This is a genomic window from Streptomyces sp. NPDC102402 (assembly GCF_044765765.1).
Lineage (GTDB): Bacteria > Actinomycetota > Actinomycetes > Streptomycetales > Streptomycetaceae > Streptomyces.
In genome coordinates this window covers 18983-36324 of record NZ_JBIWKR010000026.1, presented here as the reverse complement: position 1 = coordinate 36324, position 17342 = coordinate 18983, and the positions used below count along the sequence as shown (strand labels likewise).

The following is a 17342-nucleotide window of genomic DNA, read 5'->3' as shown; positions in this document are numbered from 1 at the left end:
CGCGGGGCCGCGAGTTGGCTGCCGCGGGGGGGTGGGGGGGGGCGGGCGCGGCCCCCCGGCCCCGGCGGGCGCCCCCCCCCCCCCCCCCCCCCCCCCCCCCCCGGGCCCGCCCCCCCCCCCCCCCCCCCCGGGGGGGGGCCCCCCCCCCCCCGCCCGGGGGCCCGCCCCCCCCCCCCCCGGTTCGGGGGGCGGGCCGGGCGGCCCGGCGGGCAACGCCGCTGCGCCGTCCGGCCCGGCACAGGCGCCCGGCCAGGACGCCGGAGCTCCGGCCCAGGCCCCGGACGGCGCGGTCGGCGGGGACGGCACCCCGGGCGAGCCTCCCCGGTCCGGTCCGGGCGCCGAGTCCTACGAGGCCACAGGCCGGATGGGGCAGGGTTCCCTACGCCACGACCGGGTGCGCAACGCCTTCGCCAACGTCGAGGGCGATGTCGTGGGAGGCGACAAGTACGTCCTGCTCCTCGGTGGTGCCCAGCGGCGCCTGCGGACCATTTCCCCGCTCCTGGACGAGCGGGTGCGCTTCGCCTACCAGGCGCCTCCGGGCCTTCCGGCCGCCCGCGAGGCACTGGCGGGCCGGCATCTTCTGATCCTGCGCGGCGCTCCCGGCTACGGGAAGACGGCCATGGCCGTGCGCCTGCTCCAGGGCATGGGGGCCACCACGAAGTACCACCTCGACAGCGATGTCGACTTCGGATCCCTCGCCGATCTCCTGGAGCGCGGCACGGACTCCATCGAGCGCGGTGCGGCCTTCCTGCTCGACCAGCCGTCCGCGATCGCCGGACTGCGCGGGGAAGTGTACGAGAAGGTACAGGGCGCACTCGCCGTCGCGGGGGCATGGCTGGTCATGACCGTCTCCAGCACCGAGGTCGCGGACAGTGAGCTGCTGACCGCCGTGGTCGACGTCACCGAGGCACCCGACCAGCGCGGCATCGTCTCCTCCCATCTGCGCTGGCGGCTGGGCGACGCCGTCCGGGACCGGCTCCTCGCCGACGTCGGCATCGGGAACCTGCTGGACGAACTGCTCGACGGCGACCCCGCGTGCAAGCAGGCGGCCGACCTGGCGTCCGCGATCATGGAGGAGTGGGACACCGGCCAGCTGGATCCCGCGAACATCAAGAAGCGCCGCGCCCGGCAGGCCGACGAGGACTTCGACATCTGGGTCGAGAGCCTTCGGGAGCCCGCGGTCCGAAGTCTCGCGCTGGCTCTCGCAGTCCTCAACGGCCTCCCGCAGGAGTACATAGCCACAGCGGCCCGGTCCCTTCGCGAGCGGCTGGAGGACGACCGCCCCCATGTGCTGATGGCCGGGCCCGACGGTGACCTGCCCCGTGTCAGGGACCCCTTCGCCGCCCCGCGCCGCACACAGCTGACCCGGTTGCGGGCCCGGGACACGACGAAGGAGGACGGCGAGCCGGGCCGCGCGCTGGAGTACAAGGATCCCTCGTATCCGAGACGGATCATCCGGCACGCATGGACCCAGTACGAGATCCAGGGCGAACTGCTGAGCTGGCTGTCCGAGCTGGTCGTGGAATCGGCGGAAGAGGTTCGGGTCTACGCGGCGGCGGCACTGGGGGCGATCGCGGCCGAGTCCTACACCTACCTCTGCGACCAGCTCCTCCACGGCTGGGCCCGGAGCGACAACTGGCTGTACCGCGACGCGGTCGCCTACGCGCTGCAGGTCGCCTCGCGCGACCCATGGATCGCGGAACGGGCGGACGCACTGGTGCAGGGCTGGTTCGCCGACCGCAGTGCGCCGTTCGCGCAGGCGACGGCGGCACGCGTGTACGGCATGCGCGAGGACACCGAGCTCTCCGTCTCGGCGCTGGTCCGCCTCGCCGTCGTCGACCGGGCCACCGTGGCCGTGGCTATCGGCCGCAGCCTGACCGATCTGCTCGCGCGTGACCCGGACACGGCGGGAATGGTACTGAACACACTCCACGAGCGGACCGCGGACCACCGCAGGCGGGCCACCGCGCTGCTCTCGTTCCTGATCGTCGCGGCCCAGGTGGTGGTGGGCAAGGCCGAGTGGGATACCGGCGGCGAAGTGGAGCAGTGGCCCGCCCTCCTCTATCTGGCGCACAACCGCGAGGAGTTACGCGCTCCGTTCATCGGCCTGTGGCGTGAGTCGCTCAACCAGGCGGACTTCGGCGAGGAGGCGCAGCAGGTGCTGCGCAACTGGGCCGCGCTCGCCGAACACGACGCGGCCCTGAGGGAGATGTTCCAGCTGATGGTGGGCGCGATCGCGTACGGGGATCCGAGGACGGGCCGCATCCTGCGACGGTGTGCGGCCGACTGGGTCGACCGGGACGAGCTGGCACCGCTCCCGCTGGCCGCCGGCGTCGTTCATGCGCAGCTCGATCTGGAAGGAGTGTGACATGTCGGTCTCACTGATCCTGAACAACCGGCCGGTACCTCGTGCACAGCTCGCAACCCTCTCCGGCCTGCCGCCGAACTTCGCGGTCGTCTATCCGCTGGACGGCGGCGGGTGGGAGGTCGAGTCGAAGCGCCACCGGACGGTGACCCAGCGATGGCTGGGCAAGAACAAGCTGTGTTACGTCGTGGACCTGGGTGATCACCGGCGCACGGCCAAACTCACCAGGACCCCGCTCACCTGCAAGGACCAGGCGCACCGCTTCGAAGCGACCATCGACGTCGGTTTTCGTGTGCATGACCCGGTGGCGGTGGTGCGAAGCAATCTTCCCGATGTGTTGAGCGCCGTCTACCCGTATCTGATCAGCAGGATCCGGCCGCATGCCGCGCAGTTCGCGATCGATGAGGCGTTCGAGGCGCAGGCAAGGATCAACGGGGCGCTGGTGCTGCCCACGCCGCTGGCCGAGGGTATGACGCTGTACTACTGCGATGTGCAGCTCGAACCCGACGAAGCGGCAAGGGCCTTCATACGTGGTCGCACCAAGGCGGGCCGCGCCTCGGAGATGGGGCGGCTGCAGCACCACGCGGTCCTCGGGAACACCCGCCACCAGGAGGCGGTCAGGTCCATCGAGCAGGAGGCCCGGATCGCACGGGACAAGCGGGAGCGCGCCGCCCTCTCCTCCGTGCAGTTCGACTTCCGCGGCCTCATCCTGGAGCACCTGGCGAAGCATCCGGACGACACCGAGAAGTCCATGGAACTGTTGTTGCGCTGGGACGAGGGACGACAGCTACGAGCCCTGGACCAGGAGCAGCGCCAGGTCGAAATGGTCCGGTACATGATCGACAAGGGCATCGTGCGCGAGGTTGACGTGCCCGGCTTGCGTGAGGGCGTACTCGGGCCGTCCACCGTTGCCTTCGGCGGGATGATGCTGCCACCGGGCAACGGGGCGCCACCGCAGCCGGCTCCTGCCGCGGCACACACTCTCCCCCCGGCGGCTCAGCCCTCGCCGACTGCGAGCCGGCCTCCCACGCCGGCGCCCACCCCTCCGTGGGGCGGCACCCGGCCCGACAGTGCGCAGGCGCCAGGCGGCTCCCCGTCCACCGAGCCGCCGGACAGCCGGTCCGCGGTGGGCCTGGCTCCGGTCTACGTCGTGCTGGACACCTCGTCGGCCGCAGCCGGCTGCGTCACCGAACTCCGCGACGCGCTGAGGTCGTTGCAGACCGTGCTCGCCAACAGTCCGGATGTGACCTCGGCCGTTCGACTGTCCGTGCTGACCTTTTCCGACACTGCCGACGTCCGGCTGTCTCTGACCCAGATCTCATGGCAGACCGGGGTTCCCGATTTCCGGACGGGGGACGGCTGTCGGTACGCGCCCGTGTTCCGCCGCCTCCTGGAACTCGTGCCCTTGGAGACGGAACGGCTCAAGCAGCAGGCTTCGCACGTCAACCGCCCCACCGTCTTCTTCCTCGCCGTGGGTGACCCGGAGGACAGCGGCGAGTGGCAGACCGCGCGCGAGGAGCTGATGCGGCACCGTTACCGCCCCAACATCGTCGCCTGCGGGATCGGCGCCACCGACCGGCGGACAGTGGCTCGAATCGCCGCCCCCTCCGAATTCGCTGTCGCGGCGGATACGCGGGCGGGCCTCGCGGAGTCTGTGGCGCAGTTCTCGATGCTCCTCCAGAACACCGTGCTCCACCTGGGGCGAAGTGCGGTCGCGGCCTCCTCGGAGCTGTGGCTGGAACGCCCGCAGGGCCTCAGCCCCATCGAAGACGTCGAGTAGAGAGACTCGTAGACATGGCGGAAAATCAAGGGCAGTTGTTACCGGTGTACGTCCTGGCGGACGAGTCCGGCTCCATGCATCCGTACGTCGGTGACCTCAATGCCGGACTCGCCTCGCTGCACAGGTCCCTCCTCGGCGAACCGATGGCCGCGGCGAAGGTCCGCTTCTCCGTGCTGGGATTCGCCAACAGTGTGACCGAACGGCTGATACTCGCCGACCTGCGGGCGGAGAACGAGCTGCCCCGGCTGACAGCCAGCGGCGGAACGAACTACGAGGCGGCCTTCGACGCCCTGCTGAGACGGATTCCGCAGGATGTGGACACGCTCAAGAGCCAGGGCTACCGCGTGCACCGGCCCGCGGTGTTCTTCCTCAGTGACGGCCAGCCCAACTCCGGAGAGGCATGGCAGAGCAGGCACCGGGAGCTCACCGACCGCTCGGTGACCAAAGCGGCGCCCAACATCATCGCCTGTGGCATCGGGCAGGCCGAGGCCGAGACCATGCTGAGTGTCGCCACCCAGTCGGACTTCGCCTTCATCTCCGTGCCTGGAGCCCAACTGGGCGCTTCCATCGCCCGGTTCTTCACCGCACTCACCAAGAGTGTGGTGGAGTCCGGAAACGCGATGGCGTCCGGACGTCCCGAACTGGTGGTAGAGCGACCCGAAGGCTTCCGGCTCGCGATTGACGAGGTGTGAGCGTGCCGAGCTTCTTCGGGCGCCGGCAGGAGGACGAGCCCGCGGCCTCCGCCGGCCCCTCAGGTCCGTCCGGTGCACCCGCGCTCCCGGGGCAGGGCCCGGCACCGGACGACCCGGCGCCGGACGACGGGCGGCATCCCGTGAACGGGCCCGCGCTCCCCGGGCGTCTCCCACCCGCAACCGGTCACGACGCGTCCACCGCGCCAGGGCCGTCGGCCGGTCACCGGGCTCCGGCTGACCAGGGACAGCAGACGGCGTCCTCGTCGCCGCACCAGGGGCAGGCTCGGGTCGCCCCCGTCCCCGCGCGGGCAACGCGGGAGCCCCGGCTCCCGGGGGCGCAGATTCCAGCCTGGTCGCGTTTCATCCTGGGCCGTCCGGCTGCCCGGTTCGAGCCGAAGCCGCCGCCGGCGGACCCCTACCGCCCCGACACCCTCTTCGACGGCTGGTCCACGCCGGGTCTCACCGTCCGGCTCGCCTCCGTACGCGGGGACGCGCACCGCTTCGGCGGGCAGCCTCGCCAGGACGACATCGTGGTGGCGTCGCACGAGCCGACCGGATCAGTGGTGTTCGCGGTGGCGGACGGGGTCTCGTCGGCCCCCCGGTCACATGTGGGCGCGGCGCTGGCTTGCCGCACCGCCGTCGACGACGTACTGAGACAGCTCGACGAGGAACGGCAGCAGGTCGACTGGAAGCGTGTGGTGACCGCTGCGGCGTACCAGCTCCTGATGCGGGTGACGCGCGGCTCGGAGCCGACCCGCGAGCAGAAGCACGAGGCCCAGGTCCTGCTGGCCACGACACTGGTGACGGGTGTCGTGCGACTGACCGGAAGCGGCCTGCTGGAGGTCAATCTGGTGCACGTGGGGGACAGCGGCGCCTGGATGCTCCACAAGAACAGCTTCCACCCCCTGCTCGGCGGCAAGGAGGAACGCGCGGACGGGGTCTTCTCGTCCGCGGTGTCCGCACTGCCCTGGCTTCCGCCGCAGATCGAGGGGACCTGGTACACGTTCCCCGAGGACGGAGTGCTGCTGGTCGGGACGGACGGGTTCGGCGATCCGCTGGGCGACGGTACCGGGAGGATCGGGTCGGTGATGGCGTACGAGTTGGGCCGCCCGCCGCGAGAGCCCCAGGCCGTCGCCCAGCTGCTCGACTTCTCGCGCGAGACGTTCGACGACGACCGGACCCTGCTCGCCGTCTGGCCGCGTCACCGGCTTGACGAGAGCGGCGGACCTGGAGCAGCCAGGGCGTGGCCGGACGGGGCAGCGGGATGACCGGTTCCTACCCAGATGCCATGGACGCAGGTCGCGTGGTGAAGGGGAAGAAGTTCAACGCCGGCGGTCAGGGCTCGGTGTGGGCGGTCGAGAACAGGACCATCAACGGCTCCTGGCCGGTGGCCTACAAGGAGTACCACACCCGGATCCGCCCCGCGCTGAAGGCCGACGTCCTCTCCGAGATGACCGGCTTCGTTCCGTCTCTGCCACGCGGCACCGGCAGGTGGCTCGCCGAGTGCACGGCCTGGCCGGCCGTGCTCGTGACGGACTCCGCCGGAGTGAGCGGCTTCCTGATGCGGCAGATTCCCGAGCGGTTCTTCCGGCGATTCGCCTTCGATCCGGACAAACCGCAGCCCGCCGGCTTCCAGTACCTCCTGAACCCCCCGGCCTACTTCCAGCGGGCGGGTTTCAGCATCACTCCGCGTCAGCGGTTCGAGCTGCTTCTGGACCTGGCAGGCACACTGGTGCGCCTGCACTCCCTCGGCGCCGTCGTGGGAGACGTGTCACCGAACAACGTGCTCTTCTGTCTCGACGGAACGCCCAGTTGCTTCCTCATCGACTGTGACGCCATGTCACTGCACGGCAAGTGGGCGCTGCCGGCCGTGGAGACACCCAACTGGGGTCTGCCGCCGGGCGAGCGGATGGGCGGAGCGGCAGGCGACACGTACAAGTTCGCCCTGCTCGCGGCCAGGCTCTTCGCGGGAGAGCAGGACGGCCGGGACGTGACCGTCCTACGGGCCGCGGACCAGGCGGTGGGGCTGCTCGCCGAGCAGAGCCTGTCCGTCGACCCTGCCCGGCGGCCGGTGCTGGAACAGTGGTTGGGGGCGCTGGCCGACGCGGTGACCACTGCTCCCACCACCCTGCCGCAACCCCCCTTCGGGCCGCCGGGGGGCACTGCCCCGCCGACGCGGAACCCCGGGCAGCCGCAGCATCCGACGCCACTCGTGCCCAACACCCCACCCCCGAATGGGCCCGTGGCCGGGAAGTCGAAAGCAGGCAGACGGTTCGCCGCGCTGGTGCTGCTCGTCCTGGCTGTCGTCTACGGCCCGGATCTCTACGACACGTTGGGGGACGGCAGCCGGCCCTCCGACGCAAGCAGCACCGGCCTCTCGGAGGAGAGCTCCGGATCCGGCGGGCCGGACTCGTCCACCCAGGGGACGAAGAGCGGCCAAGTCCGCTCTCTGGCAGGCCTGCTGGAACGCAACGAGGGCAACCGCAGTGATGTGGGCGCGGCGGTGAGCCGCATGACCACCTGTCCGGGCAGCTCCGAGCTCCGCGAGATCAAGCACGTTTTCGATGACGCGGCGACCGAGCGTGACGCGCTCGTGCAGGATCTCAAGGACCTCGATCCGGATCTGCTGTCCTCGTCCATGACGGCGGATCTCCGGTCCGGCTGGCAGGCGTCGGCCGATGCCGACCGCGCCTATGCCCTCCTTGCCGAGAAGGTGGTGGGTGGATGCACGTCCCGGGCCGTGATGTCCTCGTCGCACTGGCGGGATGCGTCCCGCGCCAGCACACGGGCGACGCGTGCGAAGAAGGATTTCGTTGCGGCCTGGAACCCGTTGGCCGAAGAGCACGGGCTGACCACGATGTCCTGGGACGAGGTGTGACGACGGGTCCCCGCCCCGCGCGGCACGAAGTCCCCGCCCTGCGCGGTATGAAGCGGCCTAAGCGCCCTGGTCCCCCGAGACGCTCAGCCGCTTCAGCTCGTCCGGCCGGTCGATGGTCAGCCTGTTGCGTCCGGTCGTCACCCAGCCGTGTCCGCGCCACTGCTCGAGGACACGGCTGACCGTCCGCCGCGAGCTGAGGACGAGACCGGCGAAGTCGTCCTGGGACAGCGGAAGAGCGATGAGCACGGCCCCGTCGGCCTGAGGGCGCCCGTACTCGGCGCCGAGTTCCAGCAGCAAGGCGGCCAGCCGGGCCCCGACGGCCTCCGAACCGGCGGCTGCCCGATGGCCGTCCGACTCGCGCAGGCGCTCGGAGAGCACCTGCTGCAGCGCGAGCGCGATGACGGGCACGGACCCGGCGGCCTCGCGGAACGCGGACGACGGAATCATCAGGGCCTCGACCTTGGTGAGCGAGGTGAGTGTCGCGGAGCGCGGTCCACCGTCCAGCGCGGCCTGCTCCCCCAGCAGATCGCCGGCTCTGCGGATGGCCAGCACGGCCTGGTAGCCCGCGGCGGAGTTGGCAGCGACCTTGGCGCAGCCGCGCCGCAGGACCAGCAGATGGTCGGTGAGGTCGTACTGCCGCAGCAGGGTCTCCCTGGGCGGGAACGCGGTCATTGTTCCGGCCGCGAGCAGTCGGGTCCTGGCGTCGTCGTCGAGCAGCGACCAGAAGGGCAGTCGGCGCGGGCGGTGGCGGATCGCGCTGTCCACGGCCGGCTCAGGCGAACGCTATGACGGCCGCCACCAGCAGACTGCCGGCGACCGCCAGGACCAGCGACTGCTGGACCCGCTTGTGCTTCGTCCAGGCGATCGCGCTCATGACGACGAGCTGGCGGCTGAGAGTGGGCAAGGCGTCCGTGTCCGCGAGCCGCTGCGCGAGGTCCTCGGGAGCCCAGTGGCGCAGATGGCCGTAGAACAGGAACTCGTCCTGACCGGGGCCGGGCGTGCGGCCCTCACCGTTGTGGCGCGGCAGGACGACGAGAACGGCGAGGATCGCGGCCAGTCCGATGAGGACCGCTCCTGACCAGAGGACGAACTCCGCGAAACCCGCTACTCGCCCGAGCGCGCGGTCACTGCCCGACAGCGCGGCGATGCCGGCGAGGACCGCGGACTCCATGGCCAGGGCGAAGGACGCCTTGGCATCGACCGTGCGGGTCGACTCGTGGAGCGCGGCATGGATCTGCCAGGCCGTCTTCACTGCGCGGGCCCTGGACTCTTCCTGCGACACTGAGGCATCCCCCGATTTCGAAGCCTTCGCCACTATAACCACGGGAAGGGCCGGACGGACGCCCCGTCGACGGCCTCAACCGGCGGCGAAACGCTCGGACTTGCGACGGCCCGAGCTGTTCCGGGCCGGAACGGCGGGTGGTGGGCGAAGGGCCGCGCGGCGCGGAGGAGTCCGTGCGACCGTGCCGGTCCCCTTGGAGTGACAGTGCCCACGGTGCCGCTCCGCCACGCCCCGGCGACCGACGCGCACACGCGGGAAGCGCGGCGGCCGGCCCCGCCCGTCATGGAGGCCGACCGCACGCGCGGCAGTTCCCGCGATCAGACGCCCACCGGCGTGAACCGCACGGGCAGCGACGCCGGGCCGCGGGTGAAGACGCCCTCCTCGACCGGGCTGAAGCCTTCGGCGAACCGTAGGTCCGGCATCGCGTCGAGCAACTGGTTGACGCCCGCCTCGACCTCGGCCCGCGCAAGCAGCGCGCCCACGCAGAAGTGCCGGCCCAGCGCGAACGCGAGGTGGTCGGCGGCGGCGGAGAAGGCCGTGGTGCTGGTCAGGTCGTCACGGAACAGGTCGAAGCGGTCGGGTTCGGCGTAGCGGGCCTCGTCCCGGTTGGCCGAGCCGATCAGACAGGTCACGGTGGCACCGGCCGGGACGGTGCCACCGGACAGCTCCACCTCGCCCGCCGTCTGCCGCATGATCATGTGGACCGGGGGCGTGTAGCGCAGCGTCTCGGCGAAGGCGCGGTCGACGAGGGACCGGTCCCTCTGTACGGCGGCGAGCTGCTCGGGGTGGGACAGCAGGTTGGAGAAGACCGAGGCGATGGCCTTGTCGGTGGTCTCCCCGCCCGCGGCCAGCAGCAGGCTGCAGAACGCCTTGATGTCCTCGTCGCTCATCCGTACGCCGTCGACCTCGGCGGCGCAGAGCGCGGAGAGCAGGTCGTCGCCGGGCTGTTCCCTGCGCCGCTGGATGACCGGGATCATGTACTCGGCGAACTCCTGGCGGGTGCGCTCCCCCGCCGCGGCGACCTCGGGGTCGCCGGCCAGGTTTCCGAGGAAGGCGATGACGTTGGTGTACCAGCCGTGGAACCGCTGGTGGTCGCCCCTGTCCAGGCCGAGCATGTCGGCGATCACGAGGACGGGGAAGCGGGTCGCGAACGCCTCGACGAGGTCGGCCCGGCCGGTGTGCCGGAAGGTGTCGATGAGCTCGCGGGCATTGCGTTCGATGACGGGGAGGAACTTCTCCTGGAGGTCCGCGCCGCGGAAGGCCGGGGCGACCAGGGCCCGCCGTACGGCGTGCTCCCTGCCGCTCAGCTGGAGGATCGTGCGGCCGTGGACGGGCTCCAGCTGCCAGTCGTAGTTCTCCGTGGTGAATTCCTGGGACCGGTCCTTGAAGACACGCTCGACGTCCTGGTACCGGGAGACCAGGTAACTCCCCGTCGCCTCGTGGTGGATCAGCGGGGCACTCTCGCGCATCGTCCGGTAGGCCCCGTAGGGATCGGCGGCGAAGGCGGGCGAGAGAATGTCGGGCGGTGACGACGCCTGGGACACGTGTGACTCCTGTGGGGCAGAGATCAGGGCGCTTCATGGCAGTGAACGGGCAACACCAGCAAGGCTATTGACCGACCGCTCGAATCAGCACCCCCCGGGAGTATTCTTGATCGCCGTGGCCCGCGCGCTCCGTCCCTCCGTCCTGTTCGTCACCGATCTCGCCTACGAGGCACGCGGACGGCGCTACTGCGACGAGGACATCTTCCTGACGTCCCGGCTGCGCGAGACCTTCGATGTCGCGCTCTGTCACCCCCGGGACGCGGCGGCCCTGCTCGACGGGTTCGACGCGGTCGTGGTCCGCAACAGCGGTCCCGTCCTGCACTACCAGGAGGAGTACGACGCGTTCCGGGCCCGGGCCCGGGAGACGGGTACCCGGGTCTACAACTCGCTCGACGGCCGGGGGGACATGGCCGGCAAGCAGTACCTGGTCGATCTGAGCCGGGCCGGATTCCCGGTGATCCCGACCGTGGACCGCGCGGCCGACCTCGGGCTGCTCCCCCGGTCGGCCGGGTACGTGGTCAAGCCCAAGCTCGGGGCGGACTCGGTGGGGCTGCGGTTCACCGAGGAACCGGAACTCCCCGGGGACGCGGACGGCACGCTGCTCGCGCAGCCCCGGATCGACTTCCGCTACGAGGTGTCCTTCTACTTCGTCGACCACGACTTCCAGTACGCCCTGCACGCACCGCACACGGACAGGCGCTGGGTGCTCGAACCGTATGCGGCGAGCCCCGGGGACCTGGACTTCGCCCGCCGCTTCGTGGAGTGGAACCCCCTCTCCCACGGCATCCAGCGCGTGGACGCCTGCCGGACACCGGAGGGTGACCTGCTGCTCGTCGAGCTGGAGGACCTCAATCCGTACCTGTCGCTCGACCGGGTCCCCGAGGAGGTCAGGGACGCCTTCGTCACCCGGATGAGCGCCTCTCTGACGACGCTCCTGGCCTGACACGTCCGGCCCCTCACCGCATGCACGGGGCACGGGCCGGTGTGAGGGTGCAAGCGTGACCACTGCCAGCGAGAAGGCCCCCGCCCCGCAGAGTGCCACCGCGCCGCCCGTCCTCGACCCCCGACGCCGCAACATCGTCTTCGCGACGATCGTGCTGGGGATCCTGCTGGCCGCCCTCGACCAGACGATCGTGGGGACGGCCCTTCCCACGATCGTCTCGGACCTCGGCGGCGCGGAGCACATGTCATGGGTCGTGACGGCCTATCTGCTGGCGGAGACGGTGGCGACGGTCCTCGTCGGCAAGTTCGGCGACCTCTTCGGCAGGAAGCTGATCTTCCAGATCTCGGCGATCATCTTCATCACCGGCTCGTTCCTCTGCGGACTCGCGTCGGACATGCTGCTGCTGATCCTCTGGCGGGGCGTGCAGGGCATCGGCGCGGGCGGGCTCATGGTCACCTCCATGGCGCTGATCGCCGATGTGATCCCCTTGCGCGACCGCGGCAAGTACCAGGGGGCGATCGGTGCGGTCTTCGGCGTCGCCACGGTCGTCGGTCCGCTGCTGGGCGGGCTCTTCACCGACCATCTGACCTGGCGCTGGGCCTTCTACGTCAATGTGCCGATCGCGATCGTGGTGGTCTTCGCCGCCGCGCGCAACATTCCCTCGGTGCGTGCCGCCGGCCGGCCGGTGATCGACTACCTGGGCATCGCGCTCGTCGCTCTCGGCGCCAGCGCGCTCATCCTCGGCACGAGCTGGGGCGGCAACGAGTACGCCTGGGGCTCACCGGTCATCATCGGCCTCTTCATCGGAGGACTCGTCGCCCTGGCACTCTTCTGCCTCGTGGAGACGCGGGCGAGGGAACCGATGCTGCCGATGCGGCTGTTCCGCAACCCGGTGTTCGCGGTCTGCTCCATCCTCAGCTTCATCGTGGGATTCGCGATGCTCGGCGCGATGATCTACCTGCCCACCTATCTGCAGTACGTCGACGGGGACTCGGCCACCCTCTCCGGGGTGCGGACCCTGCCCCTCGTACTCGGCCTGCTGGCCGCCTCGATCTTCAGCGGCAGCGTCGTGAGCAAGACCGGCCACTACCGCTACTTCCCCGTCATCGGCTCGCTCGTGATGGCGGCGGGTCTCTATCTCCTGTCGCGTATGGGCCCGGGCAGCGGTGTCTGGCTGGAGTCGCTGTACATGCTGGTGCTCGGCATCGGCATCGGCCTGTCGATGCAGGTGCTGACGATCGCGGTGCAGAACACGGTGGACTACGCGGACCTGGGTACCGCGACGTCCGGCGTGACGTTCTTCCGTACGCTCGGCAGCTCCTTCGGCACCGCGGTGTTCGGGACGATCTACGCCAACGCGCTGCGGCCTAATCTCACGCAGGGCGTCGAGGAGGCGGCTCGCGCGGGCGGCGATCCGGCGTCCCTGGCACGGGTCGCCGAGAGTCCGCAGGCCGTGCACGCCCTGCCTCCGGAACAGACGGCGCCCCTCGCCCAGGCCTACGCGGACACCCTGCACACGGTTTTCCTGTGGACGGTGCCGGTGGCTCTGCTGGGCTTCGTCGTCTCGCTCTTCCTGAAGCAGGTGAAGCTGCGCGACAGTGCCCGGGCGGGCTCGACGGACATGGGCGAGGGCTTCGCCCAGCCGAAGTCGGGGGACGCGGCGAGGGTCCTCGAATCCGCCGTGGCCCGGATTCTGCACCGGGCCGGTCCCGACACGGCCCGCCGGATCGTGGCGGAGTCGGACACCCGGCTCGACACGGCGGGGGCCTGGGCCGTGATGCAGGTGGACCTCTTCACCCGGATGGTCGGTCACGCGGGGCTCAGGCTGATCGCCGCCCGGCACCGGATCCCGCCGGAGGTGCTGGTGCCCGTCTTCGACCGCATGATCGAGGAGGGCTACCTCACCGGGGACGGCCGTCTCTTCACCCATACGGCGGCGGGGAGCCGTGAGGCGGCGACGATCTCGGCGGCCTGGGGCCGCTGGCTCAACGAACGGCTGGCCGAGGACGGCGCCCGTCCCGACGACCGGCAGCTCCGGGCGGCGGTCGACGTGATCGCCAAACGCCTGCTCGCGGAGGACCTGGAGCAGCAGCTGGCGCCGTCGACCGAGCGGACGGTGGCCGCGGCCTGACGGTGCCCTCTCAGAGCTCCCAGGAGCGGGGACGGTCGAGGGCCTCCCACTCGGGGCGGAGCAGGGACAGCACCGCGTCGTCGTAGCGGGGTCCCCGGTGCAGGCCGGACGGGCGTCGTACGGGGTCTCAGTCGACGAAGACCGCTTCCGCGTAGACCCAGGCTCCCTCGTGGCGGACGAACCGGCTCTTCTCGTGGAGCGCGTCGGGACGGCCACCGTCGGTGTAGTGCGCGCGGAAGGTGACCGTGCCGGTGGTGTGGAAGGCGCTGCCCTCCGTCGTCTCCAGGATCTCCAGGCCCGTCCAGCGCATCGCGGGATCGAAGTCGACGGACGGCGGGCGGGTCTCGGGGTGCCAGGTGCGCAGCAGATAGGCGGCGTCCCGGACGGCGAAGGCGGCGTACCGCGAGCGCATCAGCGCCTCGCACGTCGGGGCGGCCGCCGTGCCCGCGTGCAGCCGCCCGCAGCAGTCCCCGTAGGCGGCGGGCAGACCGCAGGGGCACGGTGCCTCCGGGGTGGTCCGCAGGGGCGCCGCCTGCGGTGCGGCCTGCCGGCTGGGGCGTGAGGTGCGTCGGGACATGGGTCCATTGTGACCTGCGGGCGGGTACGCCGGGCCGGGCGCCCCCGTCGTACCGGACCTCCGCCGCTCAGCGCTTGCGCGCCACGCCCGCGTAGCCGGGGATCGGCTCATGGCCGGGTACGTCTATGACCTCGCCCAGCTCGGGGCGCCAGTCGGCGGAGAGCGAGACGCCCGGTTCGACGATCTCGAGGCCGTGGAAGAAGGCGGTGAGTTCGGCGCGTGAGCGGGGGCGCAGGGTCATCCCACGCGCCTTGTACATGGCACGGGCCTGGGCCGCGCCCTCGGGATCGAAATCCCCCGTGGTGTGTGAGAGGACGAGGTAGCTGCCGGAGGGCAGGCGCTCCACCAGCTGGTCGACGAGCTCCCCGGCACCGTCCTCGTCGTCCACGAAGTGGAGCAGCGCGAGGAGCGAGAGCGCGATCGGCCGGTCGAAGTCGAGGATCTTGCCGGCCGCCTCCAGGATCATGTCGGGGCGGCGGGCATCGGCCTGGATGTACTCGGTGGCGCCCTCGGGGCTGGACCTCAGCAGCGCCGCCGCGTGTGCGAGCACGATCGGGTCGTTGTCGCAGTAGACGACGCGGGCGTCCGGGGCGGTCCGCTGGGCGACCTGGTGGAGGTTCGGCTCGGTGGGTATGCCCGAGCCGATGTCGAGGAACTGGCGCACGCCGTTCTCGGCGAGCCAGCGGGTGGCCCGGTGCATGAACGCACGGTTGACCCGGGCCATGTCACGGCCCCGGGCGTCCAGGGCCAGCAGCTGCTGGGCCATCTGTTCGTCGACCGGGTAGTTGTCCTTGCCGCCGAGGAACCAGTCGTACATCCGAGCCGGATGGGGCTTGCTCGTGTCGATCTCGACGGCCTGGGGTTCCTGCCCGGTCATGACGGACTCCGTTGGTCGGGGACTTCGGCGAACAGCGTGTGGTGCGACCCTATGTGACTGCGTGTCAGGTAAGGAGGAAATCGGCCTGGCCGGCCTTGGCGCCCTGGATGAAGGCGGCGATCTCGCCGTTGGAGTAGATGAGGGCGGGGCCGTCGGGGTCCGCGGACTGGCGGACAGCCACCCTGCCGTCGGCCAGCTTCATGGCCTCGATGCAATTGCCGCCGTTACCACCGCTCCACGGCTTGTACCAGCCTTCGGTGCCGAGGTCGGCGGCCGGCATGCCGTTGTATATGTGGTTCATCACAGCTCCTTGCGGAAGTCCCTGAGGATTTCCTTCGTGCGTTGTGCAGTTGCGGCCTGAGCCGCCATTCGGTCCATCACCTCGAGATAGGAAGCCACCTCGGGGCGCGCGTCGAAGTAGACGGCGCCGGTCAGGTACTCGCTGTAGACCATGTCGGGGAGTTCGGGGACCGCGAAGCGGAAGAGGACGAACGGGCCGTACGTCCCCGGGTGGTGGCCGGTCGCGAACTCGGCGATCTGCAGCGTGACGTTCGGCAGTTCGGTCGCTTCGAGCAGGCGGTCGACCTGGGAACGCATGGCGTCGGGGCTGCCCACGGGACGGCGCAGGACGGTCTCGTCCATCACCACCCACAGCTTCGGCGCCTCCGCCTTGGTGAGCAGCGACTGCCGCTCCATCCGCAGGGCCACATGGCGCTCGATGTCCGAGGGCCGGGTCTGCCCGACCGCACCGGTGCGCAGGACGGAGCGCGCGTAGTCCTCGGTCTGCAGGAGACCCGGGACGAAGTGCGGCTCGTACGTGCGCAGGAGGCTCGCGGCGCCCTCCAGGCTGACGTACATGCTGAACCAGTCGGGCAGCACGTCGTGGAAGCGCTGCCACCAGCCGGGCTTGTTGGCCTCTTCGGCGAGCTCGACGAAGGCGTCGGTCTCGCCGTCGGTGATGCCGTACGCCTTGAGCAGGAGCTGGACGTACGGGATCTTCAGCCCGACCTCGGCGGTCTCCATCCTGCGTATGGTCCCGGGGGCGACACGGAGCACCTTCGCCGCCTGATCACGGCTCAGGCCGACGCGCTCCCGCAGATCCTGCAGGCGCTTGCCGAGAACGACCTGGCCCACGGTCGGGGCGGACCGCGGTTCGCTCACTTCAGACCTCCCGATGCGCTGTGTGCGAGCAGTGTGCCACGGGCGCGGCTCCAGGGACACAGCCACTCTGAATTTTTCAGAGTGCCTCTTGCCAAGTGTTCATGTCAGGGGGAGAGTTGGAGTCCGAACCAGTCCGCGTGATCGTGGCCTCCCCGACCAGGGGCGGTGCGAAGCGTGACACAGCCCCCACTGTGAGGAATCGGTCGTGGCACCTGGCAGTGCGCTCATCCCCCGGCTCATGGACCTCAGCCCCGGGACGGAAGCGCTCCGTTACTGCTTCGCGCTGCCGGCGCACCCCGAGTCGGTCGCCGGTGCCCGGCGCCTCACGCGCGCCCGGCTGGCGGACTGGGAGGTCTCCGGGGACGCCCACGACGCGGCGGTGCTGATCGTCTCGGAGCTGGTGACCAACGCCGTGGTGCACACGGCGAGCACACGGGTCGTCAGCGAGCTGCGCTGCGAGGACGGACGGCTGCGTATCGCCGTGCAGGACCAGGGGTACCAGGGCGACGGCCCCCGGATGTCCCTCGACGCCCAGGGGGAGCACGGGCGGGGCCTGCTGCTCGTCGACGCCATGAGTGCCGCCTGGGGCTCCCACGACGCGGGGAACCACTCGGGACGCATCGTGTGGGCGGAACTGCCGTACGGCCCGGAGCGGACATGCTGAGGAACGCCTGGTCCCAGCTGCTCGGCGCGCGCCGCGCCCGTTCGGCGCAGGAGGACGGCGCCCGGGGGCGGGTCCGGCTCCCGCTGCCGCCCGCCCTGTCGGCCAGTCTCGGGTGCGACGCGGTGGGCGTGCCCGCACGGTACGGATTCCGCCTGATGTCGCATCTGCCCCGCGCCGGCTGCGTGTTCGCCGACGCGGACCAGTGGTGGTGGATCGTCCCCTCGGGCTCCGACCTCGATCTGGACTGGCCGGAGCAGGCGTCCTACGCGGCCGGGGCCTACGTGCCCGCGGGGCGTCCGCGGCTGATCCACACGCCGGACAGCCGTACGCCCTACACGCCGCCCATTCCGCTCTTCCTCATGGTGTGTCAGGTCACCGGTGTCACACCGTCCTGGGACCCGGCCGGCCGGCCGAGGGCTGTACCGGCCCCCTGACGGGGGCGTGGCCC

General features: G+C 70.9%; 16 protein-coding genes. 9 read left to right on the top strand and 7 right to left on the bottom strand.

What is annotated here, in order from left to right:
* Nucleotides 1-364 precede the first annotated feature (364 nt).
* From ACIRJR_RS35880 to ACIRJR_RS35860, 5 genes are read left to right on the top strand one after another with little or no spacing between them, the layout of a single operon-like run.
* Nucleotides 365-2368, top strand: a complete 2004-nt coding sequence (locus ACIRJR_RS35880; RefSeq protein WP_403788759.1) for a hypothetical protein — start codon at nucleotides 365-367, stop codon at nucleotides 2366-2368.
* 1 nt (nucleotide 2369) lies between these two features.
* On the top strand, nucleotides 2370-4145 hold the full coding sequence (locus tag ACIRJR_RS35875; protein WP_403788757.1) for a hypothetical protein: 1776 nt from the start codon (nucleotides 2370-2372) through the stop codon (nucleotides 4143-4145).
* A gap of 14 nt (nucleotides 4146-4159) precedes the next feature.
* Nucleotides 4160-4837 carry a hypothetical protein gene (locus tag ACIRJR_RS35870; RefSeq protein WP_403788755.1) on the top strand — a complete coding sequence of 226 codons (678 nt, stop codon included), beginning with the start codon at nucleotides 4160-4162 and terminating at the stop codon, nucleotides 4835-4837.
* Between the two features lie 2 nt (nucleotides 4838-4839).
* Nucleotides 4840-6105 (top strand): protein phosphatase 2C domain-containing protein, encoded by a 1266-nt coding sequence (locus tag ACIRJR_RS35865; protein WP_403788753.1) that lies wholly within the window; start codon nucleotides 4840-4842, stop codon nucleotides 6103-6105.
* A gap of 20 nt (nucleotides 6106-6125) precedes the next feature.
* On the top strand, nucleotides 6126-7715 hold the full coding sequence (locus tag ACIRJR_RS35860) for a hypothetical protein (RefSeq protein ID WP_403788751.1): 1590 nt from the start codon (nucleotides 6126-6128) through the stop codon (nucleotides 7713-7715).
* A gap of 57 nt (nucleotides 7716-7772) precedes the next feature.
* On the opposite strand, the gene ACIRJR_RS35855 is transcribed toward ACIRJR_RS35860, so the two are convergent.
* The 3 genes from ACIRJR_RS35855 to ACIRJR_RS35845 form a co-directional block, all read right to left on the bottom strand.
* Nucleotides 7773-8480 (bottom strand): Crp/Fnr family transcriptional regulator, encoded by a 708-nt coding sequence (locus ACIRJR_RS35855; RefSeq protein ID WP_403788749.1) that lies wholly within the window; start codon nucleotides 8478-8480, stop codon nucleotides 7773-7775.
* Nucleotides 8481-8487: 7 nt separating this feature from the next.
* Nucleotides 8488-8997, bottom strand: coding sequence for a Pycsar system effector family protein (locus tag ACIRJR_RS35850; protein WP_403788747.1), 510 nt, complete (start codon nucleotides 8995-8997; stop codon nucleotides 8488-8490).
* A gap of 317 nt (nucleotides 8998-9314) precedes the next feature.
* Nucleotides 9315-10541 (bottom strand): cytochrome P450, encoded by a 1227-nt coding sequence (locus tag ACIRJR_RS35845; RefSeq protein WP_403788745.1) that lies wholly within the window; start codon nucleotides 10539-10541, stop codon nucleotides 9315-9317.
* A 106-nt stretch (nucleotides 10542-10647) separates the two neighbouring features.
* Between ACIRJR_RS35845 and ACIRJR_RS35840 the strand changes: the two genes are divergently transcribed.
* Together ACIRJR_RS35840 and ACIRJR_RS35835 are read left to right on the top strand one after the other, a co-directional pair.
* On the top strand, nucleotides 10648-11484 hold the full coding sequence (locus ACIRJR_RS35840) for a hypothetical protein (RefSeq protein ID WP_403788743.1): 837 nt from the start codon (nucleotides 10648-10650) through the stop codon (nucleotides 11482-11484).
* 55 nt (nucleotides 11485-11539) lie between these two features.
* Nucleotides 11540-13615: an MDR family MFS transporter gene (locus ACIRJR_RS35835; protein ID WP_403788741.1), complete on the top strand. Its 2076-nt coding sequence runs from the start codon at nucleotides 11540-11542 to the stop codon at nucleotides 13613-13615.
* A 127-nt stretch (nucleotides 13616-13742) separates the two neighbouring features.
* Here the strand turns inward: ACIRJR_RS35835 and ACIRJR_RS35830 are convergent, their stop codons facing one another.
* The 4 genes from ACIRJR_RS35830 to ACIRJR_RS35815 all read right to left on the bottom strand — a co-directional run bounded on the left by ACIRJR_RS35830 (nucleotide 13743) and on the right by ACIRJR_RS35815 (nucleotide 16230).
* Complete coding sequence (locus ACIRJR_RS35830; protein ID WP_403788739.1) at nucleotides 13743-14192, bottom strand: YchJ family protein; 450 nt, start codon at nucleotides 14190-14192, stop codon at nucleotides 13743-13745.
* A gap of 67 nt (nucleotides 14193-14259) precedes the next feature.
* Nucleotides 14260-15069 (bottom strand): SAM-dependent methyltransferase, encoded by an 810-nt coding sequence (locus ACIRJR_RS35825; protein WP_403788737.1) that lies wholly within the window; start codon nucleotides 15067-15069, stop codon nucleotides 14260-14262.
* A 64-nt stretch (nucleotides 15070-15133) separates the two neighbouring features.
* Entirely contained in the window at nucleotides 15134-15370 is a 237-nt protein-coding gene (locus tag ACIRJR_RS35820; RefSeq protein ID WP_014049581.1) for a DUF397 domain-containing protein, read from the bottom strand.
* On the bottom strand, nucleotides 15370-16230 hold the full coding sequence (locus tag ACIRJR_RS35815) for a helix-turn-helix domain-containing protein (protein WP_403788735.1): 861 nt from the start codon (nucleotides 16228-16230) through the stop codon (nucleotides 15370-15372). The genes ACIRJR_RS35820 and ACIRJR_RS35815 overlap by 1 nt, the downstream gene beginning before the upstream one ends.
* Before the next feature lie 205 nt (nucleotides 16231-16435).
* Here ACIRJR_RS35815 and ACIRJR_RS35810 point away from each other — a divergent pair, with 205 nt between their 5' ends.
* Both ACIRJR_RS35810 and ACIRJR_RS35805 read left to right on the top strand, forming a co-directional pair.
* A complete protein-coding gene (locus tag ACIRJR_RS35810; protein WP_403788733.1) occupies nucleotides 16436-16894 on the top strand; it encodes an ATP-binding protein in 459 nt (152 codons plus the stop codon).
* On the top strand, nucleotides 16888-17328 hold the full coding sequence (locus tag ACIRJR_RS35805; protein WP_403788731.1) for a hypothetical protein: 441 nt from the start codon (nucleotides 16888-16890) through the stop codon (nucleotides 17326-17328). The genes ACIRJR_RS35810 and ACIRJR_RS35805 overlap by 7 nt, the downstream gene beginning before the upstream one ends.
* The last annotated feature ends 14 nt before the right edge of the window (nucleotides 17329-17342 follow it).